General features: G+C 73.1%; 16 protein-coding genes. 6 read left to right on the forward strand and 10 right to left on the reverse strand.

All coding sequences use genetic code 11. The annotated features are described in order from the left end of the window. Positions 1-8 precede the first annotated feature (8 nt). The gene (locus PV342_RS01400) at positions 9-1,034 is read left to right on the forward strand and encodes a hypothetical protein (protein WP_500315609.1); all 1,026 of its coding nucleotides are present in this window, start codon (positions 9-11) and stop codon (positions 1,032-1,034) included. Between the two features lie 13 nt (positions 1,035-1,047). Here PV342_RS01400 and PV342_RS01405 read toward each other — a convergent pair whose 3' ends face one another. Further along, positions 1,048-1,248 carry a hypothetical protein gene (locus tag PV342_RS01405; protein ID WP_158689766.1) on the reverse strand — a complete coding sequence of 67 codons (201 nt, stop codon included), beginning with the start codon at positions 1,246-1,248 and terminating at the stop codon, positions 1,048-1,050. A 411-nt stretch (positions 1,249-1,659) separates the two neighbouring features. On the opposite strand from PV342_RS01405, the gene PV342_RS01410 reads away from it, so the two are divergent. Next, positions 1,660-2,328 carry an EamA family transporter gene (locus tag PV342_RS01410; protein ID WP_500315680.1) on the forward strand — a complete coding sequence of 223 codons (669 nt, stop codon included), beginning with the start codon at positions 1,660-1,662 and terminating at the stop codon, positions 2,326-2,328. A gap of 50 nt (positions 2,329-2,378) precedes the next feature. Further along, positions 2,379-4,235 (forward strand): FHA domain-containing protein, encoded by a 1,857-nt coding sequence (locus tag PV342_RS01415; protein ID WP_400796865.1) that lies wholly within the window; start codon positions 2,379-2,381, stop codon positions 4,233-4,235. Between the two features lie 9 nt (positions 4,236-4,244). On the opposite strand, the gene PV342_RS01420 is transcribed toward PV342_RS01415, so the two are convergent. Beyond that, positions 4,245-4,592, reverse strand: a complete 348-nt coding sequence (locus PV342_RS01420) for an ArsR/SmtB family transcription factor (protein WP_018560147.1) — start codon at positions 4,590-4,592, stop codon at positions 4,245-4,247. 110 nt (positions 4,593-4,702) lie between these two features. Between PV342_RS01420 and PV342_RS01425 the strand changes: the two genes are divergently transcribed. After that, entirely contained in the window at positions 4,703-6,016 is a 1,314-nt protein-coding gene (locus PV342_RS01425; protein ID WP_400796862.1) for an MFS transporter, read from the forward strand. Positions 6,017-6,667: 651 nt separating this feature from the next. Here PV342_RS01425 and PV342_RS01430 read toward each other — a convergent pair. Both PV342_RS01430 and PV342_RS01435 read right to left on the reverse strand, forming a co-directional pair. Next, positions 6,668-7,846, reverse strand: a complete 1,179-nt coding sequence (locus tag PV342_RS01430; RefSeq protein WP_400796859.1) for a GDSL-type esterase/lipase family protein — start codon at positions 7,844-7,846, stop codon at positions 6,668-6,670. Between the two features lie 77 nt (positions 7,847-7,923). After that, positions 7,924-8,493, reverse strand: coding sequence for a TetR/AcrR family transcriptional regulator (locus tag PV342_RS01435; protein WP_400796856.1), 570 nt, complete (start codon positions 8,491-8,493; stop codon positions 7,924-7,926). Between the two features lie 436 nt (positions 8,494-8,929). Between PV342_RS01435 and PV342_RS01440 the strand changes: the two genes are divergently transcribed. Continuing rightward, on the forward strand, positions 8,930-9,712 hold the full coding sequence (locus PV342_RS01440; RefSeq protein ID WP_400796853.1) for a hypothetical protein: 783 nt from the start codon (positions 8,930-8,932) through the stop codon (positions 9,710-9,712). Positions 9,713-9,785: 73 nt separating this feature from the next. Here PV342_RS01440 and PV342_RS01445 read toward each other — a convergent pair whose 3' ends face one another. Beyond that, positions 9,786-11,912: a SpoIIE family protein phosphatase gene (locus PV342_RS01445; RefSeq protein WP_500315610.1), complete on the reverse strand. Its 2,127-nt coding sequence runs from the start codon at positions 11,910-11,912 to the stop codon at positions 9,786-9,788. A 328-nt stretch (positions 11,913-12,240) separates the two neighbouring features. Between PV342_RS01445 and PV342_RS01450 the strand changes: the two genes are divergently transcribed. Beyond that, on the forward strand, positions 12,241-12,822 hold the full coding sequence (locus PV342_RS01450; protein WP_386994450.1) for a TetR/AcrR family transcriptional regulator: 582 nt from the start codon (positions 12,241-12,243) through the stop codon (positions 12,820-12,822). A 24-nt stretch (positions 12,823-12,846) separates the two neighbouring features. Here PV342_RS01450 and PV342_RS01455 read toward each other — a convergent pair whose 3' ends face one another. The 5 genes from PV342_RS01455 to PV342_RS01475 all read right to left on the reverse strand — a co-directional run bounded on the left by PV342_RS01455 (position 12,847) and on the right by PV342_RS01475 (position 17,841). After that, the gene (locus tag PV342_RS01455) at positions 12,847-13,026 is read right to left on the reverse strand and encodes an SDR family oxidoreductase (protein WP_500315611.1); all 180 of its coding nucleotides are present in this window, start codon (positions 13,024-13,026) and stop codon (positions 12,847-12,849) included. 126 nt (positions 13,027-13,152) lie between these two features. Next, positions 13,153-14,175: a LacI family DNA-binding transcriptional regulator gene (locus tag PV342_RS01460; RefSeq protein ID WP_400796846.1), complete on the reverse strand. Its 1,023-nt coding sequence runs from the start codon at positions 14,173-14,175 to the stop codon at positions 13,153-13,155. A gap of 63 nt (positions 14,176-14,238) precedes the next feature. Then, positions 14,239-15,267 carry an ABC transporter permease gene (locus PV342_RS01465; RefSeq protein ID WP_400796843.1) on the reverse strand — a complete coding sequence of 343 codons (1,029 nt, stop codon included), beginning with the start codon at positions 15,265-15,267 and terminating at the stop codon, positions 14,239-14,241. Further along, the gene (locus PV342_RS01470; protein WP_500315612.1) at positions 15,264-16,232 is read right to left on the reverse strand and encodes an ABC transporter permease; all 969 of its coding nucleotides are present in this window, start codon (positions 16,230-16,232) and stop codon (positions 15,264-15,266) included. The genes PV342_RS01465 and PV342_RS01470 overlap by 4 nt, the downstream gene beginning before the upstream one ends. Continuing rightward, positions 16,225-17,841 (reverse strand): sugar ABC transporter ATP-binding protein, encoded by a 1,617-nt coding sequence (locus tag PV342_RS01475; RefSeq protein WP_500315613.1) that lies wholly within the window; start codon positions 17,839-17,841, stop codon positions 16,225-16,227. The genes PV342_RS01470 and PV342_RS01475 overlap by 8 nt, the downstream gene beginning before the upstream one ends. Between the last annotated feature and the right edge of the window lie 23 nt (positions 17,842-17,864).

A 17,864-nucleotide genomic window follows, 5' to 3' on the forward strand; every position in this document is an offset into this window, starting at 1 on the left:
GGCGACGCATGCGCGCCAAGGGCATCAGCTACGACACCGGGTTCGTCTTCGGTGGACAGGTCGGCCACAAGGGGTTCGACCCGGACGTGGTGAAGCGCGAACTGCGCTTGATCCGGGACGAATTGCACTGCGACGCGGTCCGCGTCATGGGCGGCGATCCGAACCGGATGGAGCTCACGGCGGGCCATGCCGCGGACCTCGGGCTCGAGGTCTGGTTCTCGCCGTACCCGCTCGAACTCTCCGAGGACGAGACACTGTCGCTCTTCGCCGACTGCGCCGAGCGTGCGGAACGGCTCAGGCGGCGGGGGGCCGAGGTCGTGTTCGTGACCGGCGCCGAACTCAGCCTGATGAACAAGGGGTTCCTGCCCGGCGACAGCACCGCGGAGCGGGTGGCCTTGCTGGCCCGGCCGGACCGTGCCCGCGAGCACATCGCCGAGGCCGGCGAGCGCGTCAACGCCTTCCTCGGCAAGGCCGTGTCACTGGTCCGTGAGCGCTTCGCGGGCAAGGTCACGTACGCCGCGGTGCCGCTGGAACGTGTCGACTGGACCCCGTTCGACTTCGTGTCCCTGGACCTCTACCGGTCGGCCGCGATCGCCGACCGCTTCGCCGACGGCGTCCGCGACTTCGTCGCCCAGGGGAAGCCGGTCGCCGTCACCGAGTTCGGCGCGGCGAGCTACGAGGGCGCCGGTGACGCGGGCGCGCGCGGGCTGGAAATCGTCGAGTACGACCCGCGGACCCGCGCGCCCCTGCGGCTGAACGGTGCCTACGCGCGCGACGAGGCCGGCCAGGCGGCGTACCTGCGTGAGCTGCTGGAGGCGTTCGACGCCGGCGGTGTCGACACCACCTTCGTGTTCACCTTCGCCCTCCACGACCACCCGCACCGCCCCCACGGCGACCCCCGCGAGGACCTGGACCTGGCGAGCTACGGCGTCGTCAAGGTCCTCGACGGCCGCACCGGCACCGCGTACCCGGGGATGCCGTGGGAACCCAAGGAGGCCTTCACGGCCCTCGCGGAGTACCACCGCGGGCACTGAGACGACGTGCCGCTCAGTCCTGCGGGGGGCGGTTCCGCAGCCGTGCGAGCTCCGACGCCCACCGGCCCCGGCGGTCGCCGACCGCCTCGTCGCCCTCCGGAGCGGGCACCGGCAGCCTGACCGATTCGCAGTACGCCTTCCACGCCTGGTACCAGTTGGGCGCCAGGACGGCGGCGAGCATGATGAGCGGTACGAGCACGGCGGATATCAACACGGCTGCTCCCTTCCGTGCGGCCGTCGCGCCGTCGGGGGCGCGAACAACGGTCGGTGGAAGCTGGTCCGCCGACCGGACCGGATGAGACGGGCTCCGTCCGTTATCGTCCTCGCGGCCGCGTCGAACGCAAATCGAGTGAACCGCCGCCGCCCTTGGCGCACCTGGTCATGCCGCCCTCGCGAGGTCGAGACGAGGGCGGCGGCCCCGCCGCCCCCGATGCTCCGAACGGATGACGCGACGGGACCCCTGGCCAGAGGTCATGGCCGCCGCGGCCGGCCCCCGTCCCGGGTCCTCCCGTCGTCGCGGTAGAGCTCCATCGGGACAGTGGCCCGCATGACGATGCAGACCTCCGGAGACGTCGACCCGGCCGTCCCGGTCCGGCACGCGGGACGCCTCGGCGGGGTCGCGCTGATGCTGGGCAGCGGCCTGTCCAACCAGGCCGGCGCGTCCGTGGCCGCCCTGGCGTTCCCCGTGATCGGGCCGCTGGGCGTGGTGGCGGTCCGCCAGTGGGTGGCCGCGGCGGTGCTGTGCGGGGTCGGCCGGCCCCGGATGCGGTCCTTCACGGCCGCGCAGTGGCGCCGGGTCCTTGCCCTGGCGGTGGTGTTCGCGGCGATGAACCTCTCCCTGTACACCGCCGTCGACCGCGTCGGCCTGGGCCTAGCCGTCACGCTGGAGTTCCTCGGGCCGCTGGCCGTGGCCCTGATCGGTTCGCGCCGCAGAACCGATGTGCTGTGCGCGCTCGCCGTCGCGGCCGCCCTGGTCGTCCTCGACCAGCACCTCGACGCGGCGGCGTGGACGGCCACGTTAGTGATCGTCGCCGCGAACGCGGTCGCGGTCGGCACGGGCGTGCGGCAGACTCCGGGCAACGGGCTCATGCGGATGGGAGAGGACAACACACAGTTTCCACGGACGCGTTGCCCGCGGGCATCTCCGACGGATGACGGAGGCGGCCGGTCCCCCGGGGGCGTAGCCGGCGGCCGTGCGGGGGGTGGTTCCGCGACGTGTCGCGCCGGGGGTGTTTCCCACGGTGGGCGGGTTGGGCAGCCAGGGACTGTGCGTGCGTTCCCCGGGGTTCGTTGACACGAGATGAGGGACCAATGCCTCCTGAGATAGTCGGGCGTCGTGGCACGTTGGCAGGGGAGAGGTTCGGGATCGGCGACAAGCCCGTCACGTTCGGGCGCAAGGCCGGGAACACGGTGGTGATCGCCAGCGTCAGCGTCTCCCGCCTGCACGCGGAGGTGCGCCGCGAGGGTCACGGCTTCGTGCTCTACGACCGGGGAAGCAGCAACGGGACGCGGGTCAACGGGGAACCCGTGACGTCGCACGTGCTGCAGCCCGGCGACGAGATCGCCATCGGCGACGAGACCTTCGGCTTCGAGGCCGCCGACGCGATGGAGACCATCCTCGACCTCTCCCTGCTGGAGGCGCTGATGCCGCCGGCGGAGCCGGAGGAGCCCGGACCGGTGCTGAAGGTGACGGTGGCGGGCGGCGGTCCGGTGGGCCTGGCGTTCGCCCTGCTGCTGGAGAACCTGATGGGCCGGCGGGTCTCGATCACCGTCCACGACAGCCGCTGGACGCAGGAGGGGCACCGCGTCGTCTGGAAGGACGAGGGGCAGGGCAACGTACGGCGGCAGCAGGTCGTGACGGTGCAGAGCCGGCAGTATCTGAACCTGCCCGAGGAGGTGCAGGACCGGCTGTTCACGGAGGGCACGTACACCGAGATGTGGCCCGCGGGCCCGGACTCGATCCGCGGTTTCAACCCGCGCAACATCCGCATCGCCTACGTCGAGGACACGCTGCTGGACCTGGCGAACGACAAGCGCGACCGCATCCGCCTGGTCCCCGCCCGGTTCGACGCGGCCGAGCAGGCGGAGACGGTCGCCCGGGACCACGTCCTGGCGATCTGCGAGGGCGGCCGGTCGCGCACGCGCGAGCACTTCGCCGCCAGGTTCGGGACCCCCGACACGTCGATCTACTCCCTGGACGGGGAGCACCTCCAGGACGTGGTGCTGGGGCTGCGCGTCAAGTCGAGGCTCTCCGACCCCATGACCGTGCTGCTGACCGTCGCGCAGAACCGCTTCCTCCTCAACTCCCTGCGCGGCGAGGGCTTCCTGAACATGCGGCTGACCGACGCCGAGGCGCGCGAGGTGGTCGGGATCGACCCCGTGCGGCAGGTCTTCGAGCAGTGCATCGCCTCCCGCCCCTGTGTGATGAGCCGCGACGGCCACGGCGACTTCCACTGCTCCACCCACAGCACGTTCTTCCTGCCCGCCCTGCTGAGGGGCTCGGCGCTGTGGCAGCGCATCAAGGAGGGCCTGGCGCTCTTCGACGTCGACGAGCAGGACCTGAGCGCGATCACCGCCTTCCGTCTCGACATGGTGCAGCGCCCGCGCTTCACGGCGCGCCTGCACCCGGCGACCGCGGCCGGCCCGGGGACGTACGGGTTCCTGCTCGGGGACGCCGCCAACGCCATCCACTTCTGGCCCGGGCGCGGTCTGAACAGCGGCCTGGCCTCGGCGATCTCGCTCGCCCGCACACTGAGCGGTACCTGGCGCGGCAGGGCGCTGCGCGACGCGGACTTCGTACGGCACGAGGCGGCGATGTCGATGCTCCAGTACCGGCACAAGAGCCGCGCCTGGAACGCGATGATCACCACCGACGAGAACGGGGTGGGCCAGGCGATCAAGGACAAGATCGCCTGGAGCATCGAGGAGTCCGCCGCGGGCAAGCCGGACCGTGCGGCCGATGTCGACGCCCTCATGGAACAGCTCCGCGCGATCCGGGAACGGCTGGCCCCGCGCATCGCAGGGATGCCCGACGACGCCGTCCTGCGCGAGCATCTGGAGACCCTCGGGAGCGAGACGTTGCGCACCCTGCGGGACAGCGGTCCGTGGGACACGGTCAGCGTCGGTGGTGAGGAGGTCGACATCGACATCTTCTACCAGGACGTGCGGGCCGCCTCGCGCACGGCTCCGGTGGGCGGCTGAGCCGCCGGGTCAGAGGTCGATCGGTCCGGGCGGTGCGGCGCCCGGCTCGTCGACGACGGCGGTGATCAACCCGGGGAAGCGGCTCTCCAGGTCCTGGCGCCGCAGGCTGACCAGGCGCTGCCGGCCGTGCGGGTCGTTGCGGATGACCCCGGCCTCGCGGAGCGTCTTGAGGTGGTGGGAGAGCGTGGACTTGGGGATCTCCCCGTTGACGGGCTGGCAGGCCGAGCCCTCCAGGGGGCGGTCGGCCAGGCGGCGCACCAGGTCGAGCCGCGAGGGGTCGCTCAGCGCGAAGAGCACGTCGGTCAGCACCAGGTCCGCGGTGTCGGGGTGCGGCAGCTCCCGGGGGGCTCCAGTCATGGTTCGATAATAGTTGAACAATCGGCGGATGTGTGTTTACCCTCGAACGGTTCGATATTTTTGGAACCGTTCGGAGAACCGATATGCACACCCAGCGCCCCGTGAGGCGGATGCCGCGTCCGGTCGGCTTCTGGTTGCTCGCCGCCACCCTGCTCGCCTTCCTGGCCGCCTCCAGCGCGCCCTCCCCGCTCTACGTGGTCTACCAGCAGCAGTGGGGCTTCTCGTCGATCGTGCTCACCACGGTCTTCGCGGTCTACGTGCTCGCGCTGCTGGTGGCGCTGCTCACCGTCGGAGGGCTGTCCGACCACGTCGGCCGGCGGCCGGTGCTGCTCGCGGCGCTCGTCGTCGAGGCCGCGGCCATGGTCGTCTTCCTCGCCGCGGACGGCGTCGGGGCGCTGTTCCTCGCGCGCGTCCTGCAGGGCGTGGCGACGGGCGCGGCCGCGGGGGCCATCAGCGCGGGACTGATCGACCTGCAGCCGTCGCCCGCTTCGCCCCTCGGCTCACTGCTGAACACCGCGGCCCCGGCCACCGGACTGGCCGCCGGGGCGCTGGGCGCGGGCCTGCTGGTGGAGTACGCCCCCGCTCCCACCCGCCTGGTCTTCGCCCTGCTGACCGCCGTTTTCGTGGTCCTGGCGGCGCTGGTGCTGTTCCTGCCCGATCCCGTCTCGCCGCGCCCGGGGGCCTGGGCCTCGCTGCGGCCCCGGGTGGCCGTACCGGCGCAGGCCCGCCGCACCTTCCTGGCGGCGACGCCCTGCCTCGTCGCCACCTGGGCGATGGGCGGGCTCTACCTCGCGCTCGGCCCCTCCCTGACCGCCGGGGTGCTCCACCTCGGCAGCCACCTGGTCGGCGGCCTGGTCGTGACCACCCTCTTCGGTGTGGCGGCCGTCGCCTCGCTGGTCGTGCGCGACGTGACGCCGCAGCGGATGATGACCGGCGGCTCCGCGGTGCTCGCCGTGGGGACGGGGCTCACGCTGCTCGCGCTCGCCGGGCCCTCGACGGCACTGTTCTTCGTCGGGACCGGGCTCGCGGGCTTCGGCTTCGGCGCCGCCTTCCTGGGTGCCTTCCGCTCCCTGGCGGCACTGGCCCGTCCCACGGAGAGGGCGGAGCTGTTCGCGTCGGTCTACGTCGTGAGCTACCTGGCCCTGAGCGTCCCCGCCGTGCTGGCCGGGCTCGCCGTTCCGTCCTTCGGCCTGCACGACACGGCGACGGTGTACGGCGCCGTGGTGGTCCTGCTCGCGCTGCTGGCGGCCGTCTCGGGAGCCGCCGTGCGCAGGCCCGCGGTCGTGCTTCCGGGCCCGGCCACCTCCGCGTCCACCTCCGCTTCCGCCGCCGCGGGTGAGCCGCCCGCCGTCACCGGCCGGCACTCCGTGCCCGCCGCGGCGTCCGCACCGGCCCCCGGGTCCGGGTCCGGATCGGGCGGCTGACGCCGCTCCGGCCCGGGCCCGGCGCACCCGCCGCGGGTTTCGTGGAGACAGCCCGGCCTGCCGTATCCGTCAGGCGTCCGCGTGCCGGGAACGCAGCCGTACGGGATGGCGGGCATGGGTGCTCCCACGGCAACCCCCTCCACCGCGGAGGGCGCTGGTCGCCGTAGCCGCGGCTGACCGCCCTGCTGGGCGACGGCGTCCCGGCCTACGCGTGGCCGCACGCGGACCGGCGGATCTGGTACGCGGCAACACCGGACCGTATCTGCGGGCCATCGCCCGGCTCACCGGCGTCCGACTGCGCTGGGGCCGCTCGCCGAGGACCCCCGCCCGTCGCGGGACACGGTGCGAGCCGGGCCCCGGAGGCGGACCGGCAGCTCCGTCCTCCCGTTGAGGACGAAGGTCGGCAGGGGTTCCAGCTCCTCCGGCGGCGTCGCCGGCCGGAGGCCGAGGAAGTGCTCGAACAGGGCGGGGAGCGGTCCCGTGTTCGCCGTGTCGCGCGCGGCATGCCGTACCGCCTGCCGGACCCTCCTCGGGCGGACCCGGGATGGCGCTGCCAGGGTGGATCCGGGCACCAGGTGAGGCAGACGATGGGCCGCATGCCGTGATGCGTCGCGTCGATGACCCGCGGTGCCCCCGCCGTCGGCGCGCCGGTCAGCGACCGTCCGCGGCGAAGGGACCGCTGCCGGCGAACACCAGCCGGGCGAAGTTCTCGCCGATGCGCCGGTGACCCGCGGGGTCGGGGTGGACCCCGTCCGGCAGCGGCAGTTCCGCGTAGTCGTCCGCACCGTAGAGTTCGCGGCCGTCGAGGTAGTGCAGGTGGGGATCGTCGGCCGCCCGCCGGGCGACGACCCGGGCCAGCTCGTCGCGGATGACGTTGAGGGTCAGCCGGCCCGCGGCGCGTTCCGCCGGGTCGCCCGTGGCCCTGAACCGCAGGGTGCCGCCGTCGAAGTCCGGTGCCAGCGGGCCCGGGGTGTCCTCCTGGACGGGGCAGAGGACGGGGGAGACCACCAGCAAGGGCGCCGTGGGATGCCCCTCGCGCACGATGTCGAGGAAGCCGTGGACGGCCGGGGTGAAGGCGCGCAGGCGCATCGCGTCGGTGTTGACGATGTTGATGCCGATCTTGAGACTGATGAGGTCGGCCGGAGTGTCGCGGATCGCCCGGGCGGTGAACGGGTCCAGCAGCGCGCTGCCGCTGAAGCCCATGTTCACCAGCTCCACGTCGCCCGCTGCGGCTGCCAGGGCGGGCCAGATCTCCGTCGGATACGCGGCGTTGGAGCCGTGGCTGATGGAACTGCCGTGGTGCAGCCAGACTTTGCGGTCCCGGGGCGACGGCGGCTCGACGGGGGCGTCGGTGCGCAGGGCGATCACTTCGGTGATCTCGTTGTGGGGGAGCCAGATCTCGACCTCCTTGTCCCCCTCGGGCAGTTCGCCGAACCGGGCGGTGCCGGCGGGCCCCTCGTGCAGCTCGGAGGCCTGGGTGACCATGTCGGTGATCTCCCGGACGTTGCCGCCTGCCACCGTGGCCCGCGCGGCGAGCCGGCCGTCGGCCAGCAGGTCGTACACGCCGTCCGCCGGAGGAGGGAAGCCCCGGTAGGCGCGCTTGGTGGGCAGCGTGTCGAGTTCGACGGTGGTCGCCCGGGTCCGGAAGACCAGCCGCACCCCGGACGGTTGCGCCTCCGCGGTGGCCAGTTGCTCGTCGGGGATCTGCCGGCGTGCCGCGGCGGGCAGGCGGTGGGGGAGCAGTCCATGACGGGTGCGCTCCACGTCGACGGCGCCGCGCAGCATGTCCCCGGTGACGGGAGTGGTGATCAGGTTCTCGTTCGTGTGCATGGTCCGGTGCCTGTTCGTGGGCGGTTCGCGGGCCGGGGGCCCGTACGTCGGGTGGGGAAATTCCGGGGTGCGCGCCCTCAGGACGCGGACCGTTCGCGCAGCAGGGCGTCGAGCGAGTCCAGCGCCCACGTCCACGACGCCTCCGCGGCGACGGGCGTGTGGTCGAAGCCCCCCGCCAGTTCGAGGCTGACGTAGCCGTGGAAGACGCTGCCCAGGAGGCGGACGGCGTGCGTCTGATCCGGCTCCGGGATGTCGTAGCCGCGCAGGATGGCCCGCGTCATCTGGGCGTGCCGGACCCCCGCGCCGGCGGCCGCTGTCTGCGGGTCTAGCCTCAGCTGGGCCGCCGCGTAGCGGCCGGGGTGCTCCCGGGCGTACGTGCGGTACACGTTCGCGAAGGCGACCAGGGCGTCCTTGCCCGCGCGGCCGGCCAGCGCCTCGGCGGCGCGGTCGGCGAGTTCCTCCAGGGCCAGCAGGGCGATCCGGGTCTTGAGGTCCTGCGAGTTCCTGACGTGCGAGTACAGGCTGGCGACCTTGACGCCGAACCGCTCGGCGAGCGCCGAGACGGTCACCTGGGTGAAGCCGACCTCGTCGGCGAGCTCCGCGCCCGCCCGGGTCAGGCGTTCCGTGGTGAGTCCTACACGTGGCACAGCACGCCTCCCTCTTCCATAAGTGATTATGCGCATGCCTAAAGCAGTTAGGCAACTCTTCGGCGACCCGAGCCGCCGGCGGGAGCCCTGCGCTGCGAACGGCTCACCCAGAGTGCATCTTGAGTGACCATGTGTAACGGTCTATATGTGCGTCTGGGTTCCGCTGGGTTGAGGGGAATCCCGAACGGCCTCGGCCGTCGTGTGACTTTCCGCCTCGCCCAGGACGTCGAGTTCGGCCGCCCGGAGTACGGCTCACGCCGCACGGCCGGCCCTGGCCTCGTTCGCATCCCCCGCACGAACAACCACAACCACTCGTCAGTACTGCTGAAACGCGAAGGGTCACGACGCGAACGCCGGCCCGTCGTGCCGCGCTGCCGCGCGGCGCCCGGGTAATGGGCACCGCACGGGACCCTTCGGCTACCCGGAAGGAATGGGTGTGAAGGCTCTTATCGGATTGCGCCGGGGAAGGACGCTCGTGGCCGTCGCGCTGGCCGCGATCGTCACCTCGGCCCTCACGGGATCGGTGTCCGCCGTCGCGGACGGACACTCGGGTGACGGCATAGGCGCTGACCACTGGGGTGTCATCACCCGGAACACCATCGGCTCTCCTGTCGCCGCTCTTCGTGACGGCCCGTTCGGCTCGTTCGGCGTCACGGGATCCGCCTCGCGGCCGCCCTACGGCAACGGCAGCCTGGGCATCGAGGTGGCGGACGACTCCACCTCGCTCACCCCCCCGAGCGAGAAGGTCGACTTCGGCAACGAGGTCGACTTCTACGGCAGCCGGGTGCGGGACCTGACCAAGCTCGGGTTCCACGTCTTCCAGACGGGCGAGAACGTGGGCTACGGCGGCATCCGCAATCTGCCGAACATCAGGTTCGAGATCAATCCGCGGCTGCCCTCCCTTCCGGGCGACACCTACTCCACGATGGTCTGGTCCCCGCCCGCCGTCGCACAGGCGAACCAGTGGAGCGGTTTCCTCGACGCCACCACGACAGGCGACTGGTTCCTCAGCGGGAACGAACTCGCGCCCCTGTGCACGCAGTCCAGTCCGTGCTCCTTCACGACGCTGAGGAACGGGCTCCAGCAGGCGACCATCCTCACCGTCGCCGTTGGCAAGGGCCGCGACCACAACTGGGTGGGCGCGGTCGACGGCCTCCGGATCAACCGGTACGTCTACGACTTCGAGGCCGACGGCGTGCGGGCCCGCCGAGTCGGCTGACGACCGGGACTCCTCTCCCGCAAGGAGCCGGGGCCGTCGCCGGGGCAAGGCCCCGGTGACGGCCCGGGTGGCGTCAACCGCCGTCGCGTCGCGCCTGGATGAGCAGCAGCGCGATGTCGTCGCTGCGCGCGGGTGACTGCTCGGCGTGGTGCACCAGCGCGTCGGCGATGTCGTCGACGGTCCCGGTGCCGGCGCGCGCCAGACGTCCGGCGAGCGCGGCGATGCCGTCCTCGATGTCGGCGCCCGGAGTCTCGACCAGACCGTCGGTGTACAGGGTGAGCACCGCACCGGGCGGCAGGGGGATGTCGGTCGGCGGGTAGGTGGCGGCGGGGTCGATGCCCAGGAGCAGTCCCGGTGCCAGGTCGAGGACTTCGACGTGCCCGTCGGGGTGGCGCAGCAGCGGCGGCAGGTGGCCGGCGGTGGCCAGCCGGGCGCGGTGGTGCGCCAGGTCCAGCTGGACGTACAGGCAGCTGGTGAACAGACCCGGGTCCAGGTCGGTGAGCAGGCGGTTGGTGCGGGCCAGGACCTCGTCGGGCGGAGCACCCGCCGTTGCGTGGACGGCCGTACGGACCTGCCCCATCAGTGCCGCGGCACTGACGTTGTGCCCCTGCACGTCACCGATGGCCGCGCCCGCGAGGTGCGTTCCGAGCCGGATGAGGTCGTAGAAGTCGCCGCCGATGCCCATGCCGCGGCCGGCCGGCAGGTAGCGGGCGGCGACGTCCAGGCCGGGCACGCGGGGGAGGGTCCGGGGGAGCAGGCCTTCCTGCAGTCTCTGCGCGAGGCGGTCCTTGGCGTCGTACAGGCGCGCCCGGTCCAGGGCCTGGGCGATCAGGCCGGCGGCGGAGGTGAGGACGGTGCGCTCCTCGTCGGTGAACGGGCGTGGCCGCTCGTAGGCGAGCACCAGCGAGCCGACGGGACGGCCCGAGGTGATCAGCGGCAGGAAGGCCCAGGAACCCATGCCGTCCTGGTGGAGGGCGGGCGGGTACGCCCGCCGGAGCTCCGCGAAGGTCGGGAAGAAGCCGGGGACGCCGGTCGTCATGGCGCGGACGGCGGGGGTGTCCGAGGTCAGCGGGGCCGCGTCGAAGCGCTCCATGAGCTCGGAGGGGTAGCCGCGGTGGCCGATGATCCGCAGCCGGCCGTCCTCCGCCGTCATCAGGGCCAGCGCCTGGGCGCCGAAGGCGGGCAGCAGCTGATCGGCCGCCTGGTCGGCGACGTCGCGCACGCCGATCGCCTCGGTGAGCGTGGCCGCGAGGTGCATCAGGTGGTACAGGACGGCCGCCCGGCCGGGTTCGGCGGGGGGCGCGGGGCGCAGCACCCGCGCGGGGTCGGTGGGCAGGGCGGCGGGGACGATGCGGACGCTGACACCGAAGGAGCCGGGGTAGAGGTGGAAGGACAGGCACGGGCCCGCCGGCGGCGAGGCGGTGAAGGAGGCCGGCTGCCCGCTGATCGTCGCGGCCCGGTAGTGGTCCTCGACGACGGGCTCGTCCAGCCACGGCAGGACCTTCCACAGGCAGGCGCCGAGGATTTCGGTGACGTCAGCGCCGAGGAGGCGGCCGGCCTCGGAGGTGGCGAAGAGGATCCGGCCGTCCAGATCCAGGGTGCAGCAGCCCCCGGGAAGGCGTTCGGCGAAGTCCACCGCCGACTGCGCCTCGGCCGGCCATGCCGCGCGCGGGCGCGGCGGCGGCAGGACGCGCGGTACCCGTGGCGCGGCGAGCGGCCGGCCCTGTTCCTCGGCGTCCCGCAGTAGCGCGAGGAGGTCGCGGCAGGCTGTGTCCACGGCGGCGCGCTCCCTGGGGCCCGGTCGGGGCGGGTGCGTACCGGGCCACTGCAGCACCAGTCCGCCCGGCGTGGTGGTGCCGTCCGTGACCGGGGCGGCGGCGAGCGCGAAAGGGTAGGGCAGCATCAGCGCGAGCCGCGGGTAGGTACGCGCCATCTCCTCCTGACCGCCGACCCACACCAGGCGCCGCTCGCGTACGGCGTCGGCCACCGGCGTGTGGTCGGTCAGCGCCACCCGCGTCCACGGGACGGCGGTCTTCCGGGAGACGCCGCTCAGCACCGCCAGCCGCAGGACAGGCTCCCCGGGCGGGAGCAGGTAGACCGCACCCACGGACGCCTCGCTGTCCCGCAGCGCCCTGGCCAGGACGGTGTCGAGCGACACCGCCCCGAAGCCGGCGGCGGCCGGGGGACCCGCAGCGTCCATGCCCTCACCCTCCTCCGGCGGCGGCGGGGCGGCGGCCCGTCGGCCTCGGGCGTCCGCCCCATCAAGAATTACCCATATGTGCGTTTCGTGTCCCTGGCCGCCGGGCTTCCCCAGGTGTCCCGGGGTGTCGTGGCGGCCAACGTCATCGTCCTCAGGGGCTACGCCCCCGGGCATGCGATGGCCGCTCACCAGAAATGGGATTCCGCCGCCCCCCATGCCTCGCTTCCGTAGGCGGGGGCGTTGGCGTGGCCGGCGGTGATGTGTTCGCCGTCTGCCGGCGGTCGGGGGTAACTGGACTGTTCGTTCCGGATAGGCGTACACTCCGCCCATGGCACGCGTGAGGGAGTTCGACACCGAAAAGGCCGTGGACGCAGCGATGAACGCCTTCCGCGGCAAGGGCTACGAGGGCACGTCGGTCCAGGACCTGGTGGACGCCACCGGTGTCGGCCGCGGCTCGCTGTACGCGGCCTTCGGCAGCAAGGAGGGGCTGTACCTGGCGGCCATGGACCGCTACCGGGAGCGGTACGCGCTGCCCCTGGTCGAGGCCCTGCGCTCCGGCGCCCCCGGTCGTGAGCTGCTCCGCGAGGTGCTGGTCGCCGCGGTCGACGAGATCGCGCGCGACGGCAGCCGGCGGGCCTGTCTGATCGTCGGTGCGGCCATGGAGCGTGTCGCCCACGATCCGCGGGTCGCCACGCACGTGGAGTCCACGACCGTCCTGCTGGAGGACGCGCTGGCGCAGGTCGTCGCGCAGGCGCAGGCCGACGGCCAGGTGTCCGGCAAGCGCGACGCGCGGGACCTCGCGCGCTACCTCGTCGTCACGATGCACGGCCTGCGGGTCATGGGGGCCGTCAACCCCGACCGGGAGGCGCTGACGGCCGTCGTGGACGCGGCCCTGGACGCTCTCGACTGACCCGCCGGCGGCCGTCGCCCGTCCTCATCGCGCGGTGAAGCCGCCGTCGAGGGCGAGCGCGGCACCGTTCACGAAGCCGCTCTCGTCGCTCAGCAGGAAGGCGGCGAAGGCGGCCACGTCCTTCTTCGCGCCCGGCCGTCCGGGGGGATCTGCCCCAGGAACCGGTCCTCGATCTCGGGATGCGCCTGGACGGCCGAGCGCCACAGCGGGGTGTCGATCAGCCCGGTCACCAGCGCGTTGACGCGCACACCCGCCTCGGCGGAGTCGAGCGCCGCGGAACGGGTCAGGCCCGGTACGCGCCGAACCGGCCCGCGCCCGGCGTCCGGCCGGTCAGTGGCCTCGGCCCAGGGTGGACTCGCGGACGACCAGGTCGAAGCCGGGCCGCACGCGGCGCGGCGGGGCGTCCGCCTCCGGTGCCCCGGCCAGCCGCTGCACGAGGCAGTCGACGGCCTGGCGGGCGATGGCCTTCTTGTCGGGGGAGATCGTGGTCAGGGTGATCGTGCCGTAGCGCCCTTCCTCGATGTCGTCGAACCCGACGAGCGCCACGTCCTCCGGCACCCGCAGCCCCCGGGTGGTGAGCACCCGCAGGGCGCCGATGGCCTGGAGGTCGTTGTAGGCGAACACCGCGTCAGGCCGAGCCCCGCGGTCCAGCAGGTCCGCCATCGCCTGGGCGCCGTCGGCCCGCCCGTACCCGGACGCGGTGGCGACCAGGTCGTCGCCGTGCGGCAGCCCGCAGGCGGCCAGTTCCTCGCGCCAGCCGCGCAGTCTCAGGTGCGCGGGCTGCCGGGCGATCTCGCTGCGGGCGCCGAGGAACGCGATCCGCCGCCGTCCCGTCCCTGCCAGGTGCCGTACCGCGCTGCGGGCCGCGGCCACGTTGTCGATCACGATGTGGTCGTACGGGGCGTCGTACTCGCGCTCGCCGAGGAGCACCAGCGGTGAGCTGTCGGTGCGGGCGAGCAGGTCCGGCGTCTCCAGCTCGATCGGCGAGAGGATCAGCCCGTCGATCACATGGGTGCGGAAGCCCTGGGTCACCAGGATCTCCTTGCGCCGTTCGCCCGCGGTGTGGTCGAGCAGCACGGTGTAGTCGTGACGCGCGGCGGCGTCGATGACGGCGCCGGCCAGCTCGGCGAAGTACGGGTTGCCGAGCTCCGGCAGCGCCAGCGCGATGATGCCGGTGCGGCCCTTGCGCAGGTGCCGGGCCGTGAGGTTGGGCCGGTAGCCCAGTTCGTCGATCGCCTGCTGGACCCGCGCGCGCATCGCGGGCGTGACGTGCTGGTAGCCGTTCACGACGTTCGAGACGGTCTTGATGGACACTCCCGCGCGCTGCGCGACGTCCTTGAGGCTGACGCCCACGGCGCTCCCTCCGGGTTGGGCCGGTGCCGGAGGGCCGCGCGCGGTCCACCGGCACCGGCACGGTCATGTGGTGCGCGGACCCCGCGCGAGATACCGCTGGGCCACGACCACCACGATAAGGAAGCCGCCGCTGACCACCGATTGGTACGAGGAATTGAGGGAGCCGATCTGGTTGATGAGGTTCTGGATCACCGCCAGCACCAGGACGCCCCACAGGGTGCCGCTGACCGAGCCCGCACCGCCGACCAGCAGCGTGCCGCCGATGACGACCGCGGCGATGGCATCCAGCTCCATGCCGACGCCGATGATGGTCACGCCGGAAGACAGCCGGGCGGCGTTCAGAGCGCCCGCGAAGCCCGCCAGGAGCCCGCTGATCGCGTAGACCAGCACCCGGGTCCTGGCCACCGGCAGACCCATCAGCGTGGCCGCGTCCGGGCTGCCGCCCACCGCGAACAGCGACTGCCCGAACGACGTCCGCTGGAGCACGAGTCCGCCGGCGGCGAAGAGCACCAGCGCGATCAGTACCGGGTGACCGAACCCGGCCACCGTGCCCTGCCCGAGCTCCGCGAAGGCCGAACCGTGCGGCACCAGATAGGTGTCGGCGCCCTCGTCGGTCAGGGCGAGCAGCAGTCCCCGGGCGGCCAGCAGGCCCGCCAGGGTGACGATGAAGGGGGCCATCCCCACGCGCGCGATGAGCAGGCCGTGCAAGGTGCCGAGCAGACCGCACACCGCGAGCGGCAGCAGCAGCGCCGGCAGCATCCCGTACTGCGAGGCCCACGCCGCGAGGACGCCGCCCAGCGCGAAGACCGAGCCGACCGACAGGTCGATGCCGCCGGTGATGACGACGAGTGTCATGCCGAGCGCCACGATCGCCAGGAACGAGGCCTGGACGGTGACGTTCCGGGCGTTGTCCAGGGTTCCGAAGGACGGGAAGACGAAGGAGGAGATGAGCACCAGCAGCAGCAGGACGGCGAGCACGCCCTGCCGCTGCACCAGTACGGCCAGCCGCCGCCGGTCCCCGGCGCGGGCCGCCGCCACCGCGGGCGGCTCCGGTGCGGCCCCGGCGGAGCGGGGCGTGGTGAGTGACTTCATCGGGATCGACGCTCCCGGGCGACGTAGACGGCGACGAGGATGATGACGGCTTGGGCCATCTGCGCGGTGGAGTCGGGCAGATCGTGCTTCACCAGGGTGGCCCGCAGCAGCTGCATCAGCAGCGCCCCGCAGACCGTGCCGAGGACACGCACGGACCCGCCGGTGAGCGGGGTGCCGCCCACCACCACCGCGGTGATCGCGGACAGTTCCATCAGGGTGCCGAGGGTGGACGGGTCACTGGCCGTCAGCCGGGCGGTGGCCAGCACCCCGGCCAGCGCGGCGAGCACCCCGCACACCACGTACACGCCGATCAGCACCCGCTTCACCGGCAGCCCGGCCAGCCCGGCGGCGGCGCGGTTGCCGCCGATCGCGACCAACCGGCGCCCGAAGGTGGTGCGGTGCACGACCCCGGCGACCAGCAGGGCGAGCGCTCCGGCGATCAGCACGACCACGGGGACGCCCAGGACGTCGTCGGTGCCCAGGCCCAGCAGTCCCGGGTTGGCGATCTGCTTGAGCTGTCCGTCGGCCAGGACCAGTGCCAGCCCCCGGCCGCCCACGAACAGAGCGAGGGTGGCCACGATGGGCTGCAGCCCCACCACCGCGACCAGGCTGCCGTTGGCCGCGCCCACCACCGCCCCGGCGGCGAGCGCCGTCAGCAGCGCGGGCAGCAGGCCGTAGCCCAGGTACAGCGGGAGCAGGGCCGCGGCGAGGGCCATGACCGACCCGACCGACAGGTCCACCCCCTCGGTGCCGATCACCAGCGCCATGCCGAGTGCCACGATCACCACCGGGGCCACCTGGACGAGCTGGGTGCGCAGGTTGGCCCCGGTCAGGAAGTGGTCGGTGAAGACGGCGTTGAACAGGACCAGCACGGCCACCGCCGCGTACACCCCGTACGCCTGGAACCAGGCGGGGGTGGGCAGCCGGGCCGGGCCGCGTCGTACGACCGGGAAAAGCTCAGCCATCGTGCCGTACCTCCTCGTCGTCTCCGCCGCCCTTCGCCGCGGGCGTGTGCGCCGCGAGGACCTCCAGCAGATCCCCCTCGCCGACCCGCTCGCCGGTCAGCTCACCGGCCACCGCGCCGCCGCGCAGCACCACCAATCGGTCGGCGCCCTCGACGAGTTCCTCGATGTCGGAGGAGATGAGCAGCACCGCCAGCCCCTCCTGGGCCAGTTCGTCCACCAGAGCCTGCACCTCGGCCTTGGCACCCACGTCGATGCCGCGCGTCGGCTCGTCGAGGAGGAGCACCTTCGGCTCCAGGCAGAGCCAGCGGGCCAGCAGCACCTTCTGCTGGTTGCCGCCGGAGAGCTCGCCCACCTTCTGCTCGGGTCCGGAGGCCTTGATCCGCAGGCGCTTCATGAAGATCTCGACGACGCGGTCCTGCCGGGCGCGCGAGACGACGCCCGCCCGGGACAGCCGCGGCATCGCGGCCAGCACGATGTTCTCCCGCACCGACAGGCCCGCGACGATGCCCTCCGCCTTGCGGTCCTCGGGGAGCAGGCTGATGCCCGCGCGGATCGCGGCGGCGGGGGAGGGGCGGCCCAGCCACCGCCCCGCGACCGCCACCGAACCCGAGTCCAGCGGCAGTGCCCCGGCCAGCGCCTTGGCGGTCTCGCTGCGCCCGGAGCCGAGTAGACCCGCCAGGCCCAGCACCTCGCCGGGGCGCAGTTCCAGGGAGATGTCGTCCAGGACATGGCGCCGGGTCAGCCCGGAGGCGGTGAGCACCGCCTCGCGGTCGGGGTGGTGGTCCTCGCCGAAGCCGGTCCGCCCGTGCCGGCGCACCTCGGAGACCTCGCGGCCCAGCATCATGGCGACCAGCTGCATCCGGTCCAGGTCCGCGAGGTCGCCGGAGTGGACCAGGCGCCCGTCGCGGAGCACCGTGACCCGGTCGCAGATCCGGTAGAGCTCCTCGAGGCGGTGGCTCACGTACAGGACGGAGATGCCCCGGTCGTGGAGGTCGCCGATGATCCGGAAGAGCGTCTCGACCTCGCGCGGTTCCAGCGCGGAGGTCGGCTCGTCCATCACCACGACCTTGGCGCGCACCGACACCGCGCGGGCCAGCGCCACCATCTGCCGGGCGCCCACACCGAGGCTGCCCAGCGGGTGGCGGACGTCGGCGGTGACGCCGAAGCCCGCGAGCAGCGCCGCCGCCTCCCGGTGCATCCGCGGGAAGTCGATCAGGCCGAGGCGGTTCTTGGGCTCGCGGCCCAGGAAGATGTTCCGTGCCACGCTCATCAGCGGGACGAGGTTGACCTCCTGGTAGATCGTGGCGACCCCGGCGCGCTGTGCGTCGGACGGACGCGAGAACGCGACCGGGCGGCCGTCGAGCCGTACCTCGCCGGTGTCCGGCCGGTGCACACCGGTGAGGACCTTGATGAGGGTGGACTTGCCGGCGCCGTTCTCTCCGACGAGGGCGTGGATCTCGCCCCGGCGCACGGTGAGGGAGACGTCGTCGAGCGCCACCACACCGGGGAAGTGCTTGCCGATGCCGACGGCCTCCAGCACCGCGGGCGCGGCAGGGGCGTCGTCCGGACCGGGCGGCGGTGCGGCGGGTGCCGCGTCGGGGGGTGCCATGGCGGGCCTTCCGTAGGGTCGCG

Source organism: Streptomyces sp. PA03-3a (assembly GCF_033792735.1).
Taxonomy (GTDB): domain Bacteria; phylum Actinomycetota; class Actinomycetes; order Streptomycetales; family Streptomycetaceae; genus Actinacidiphila.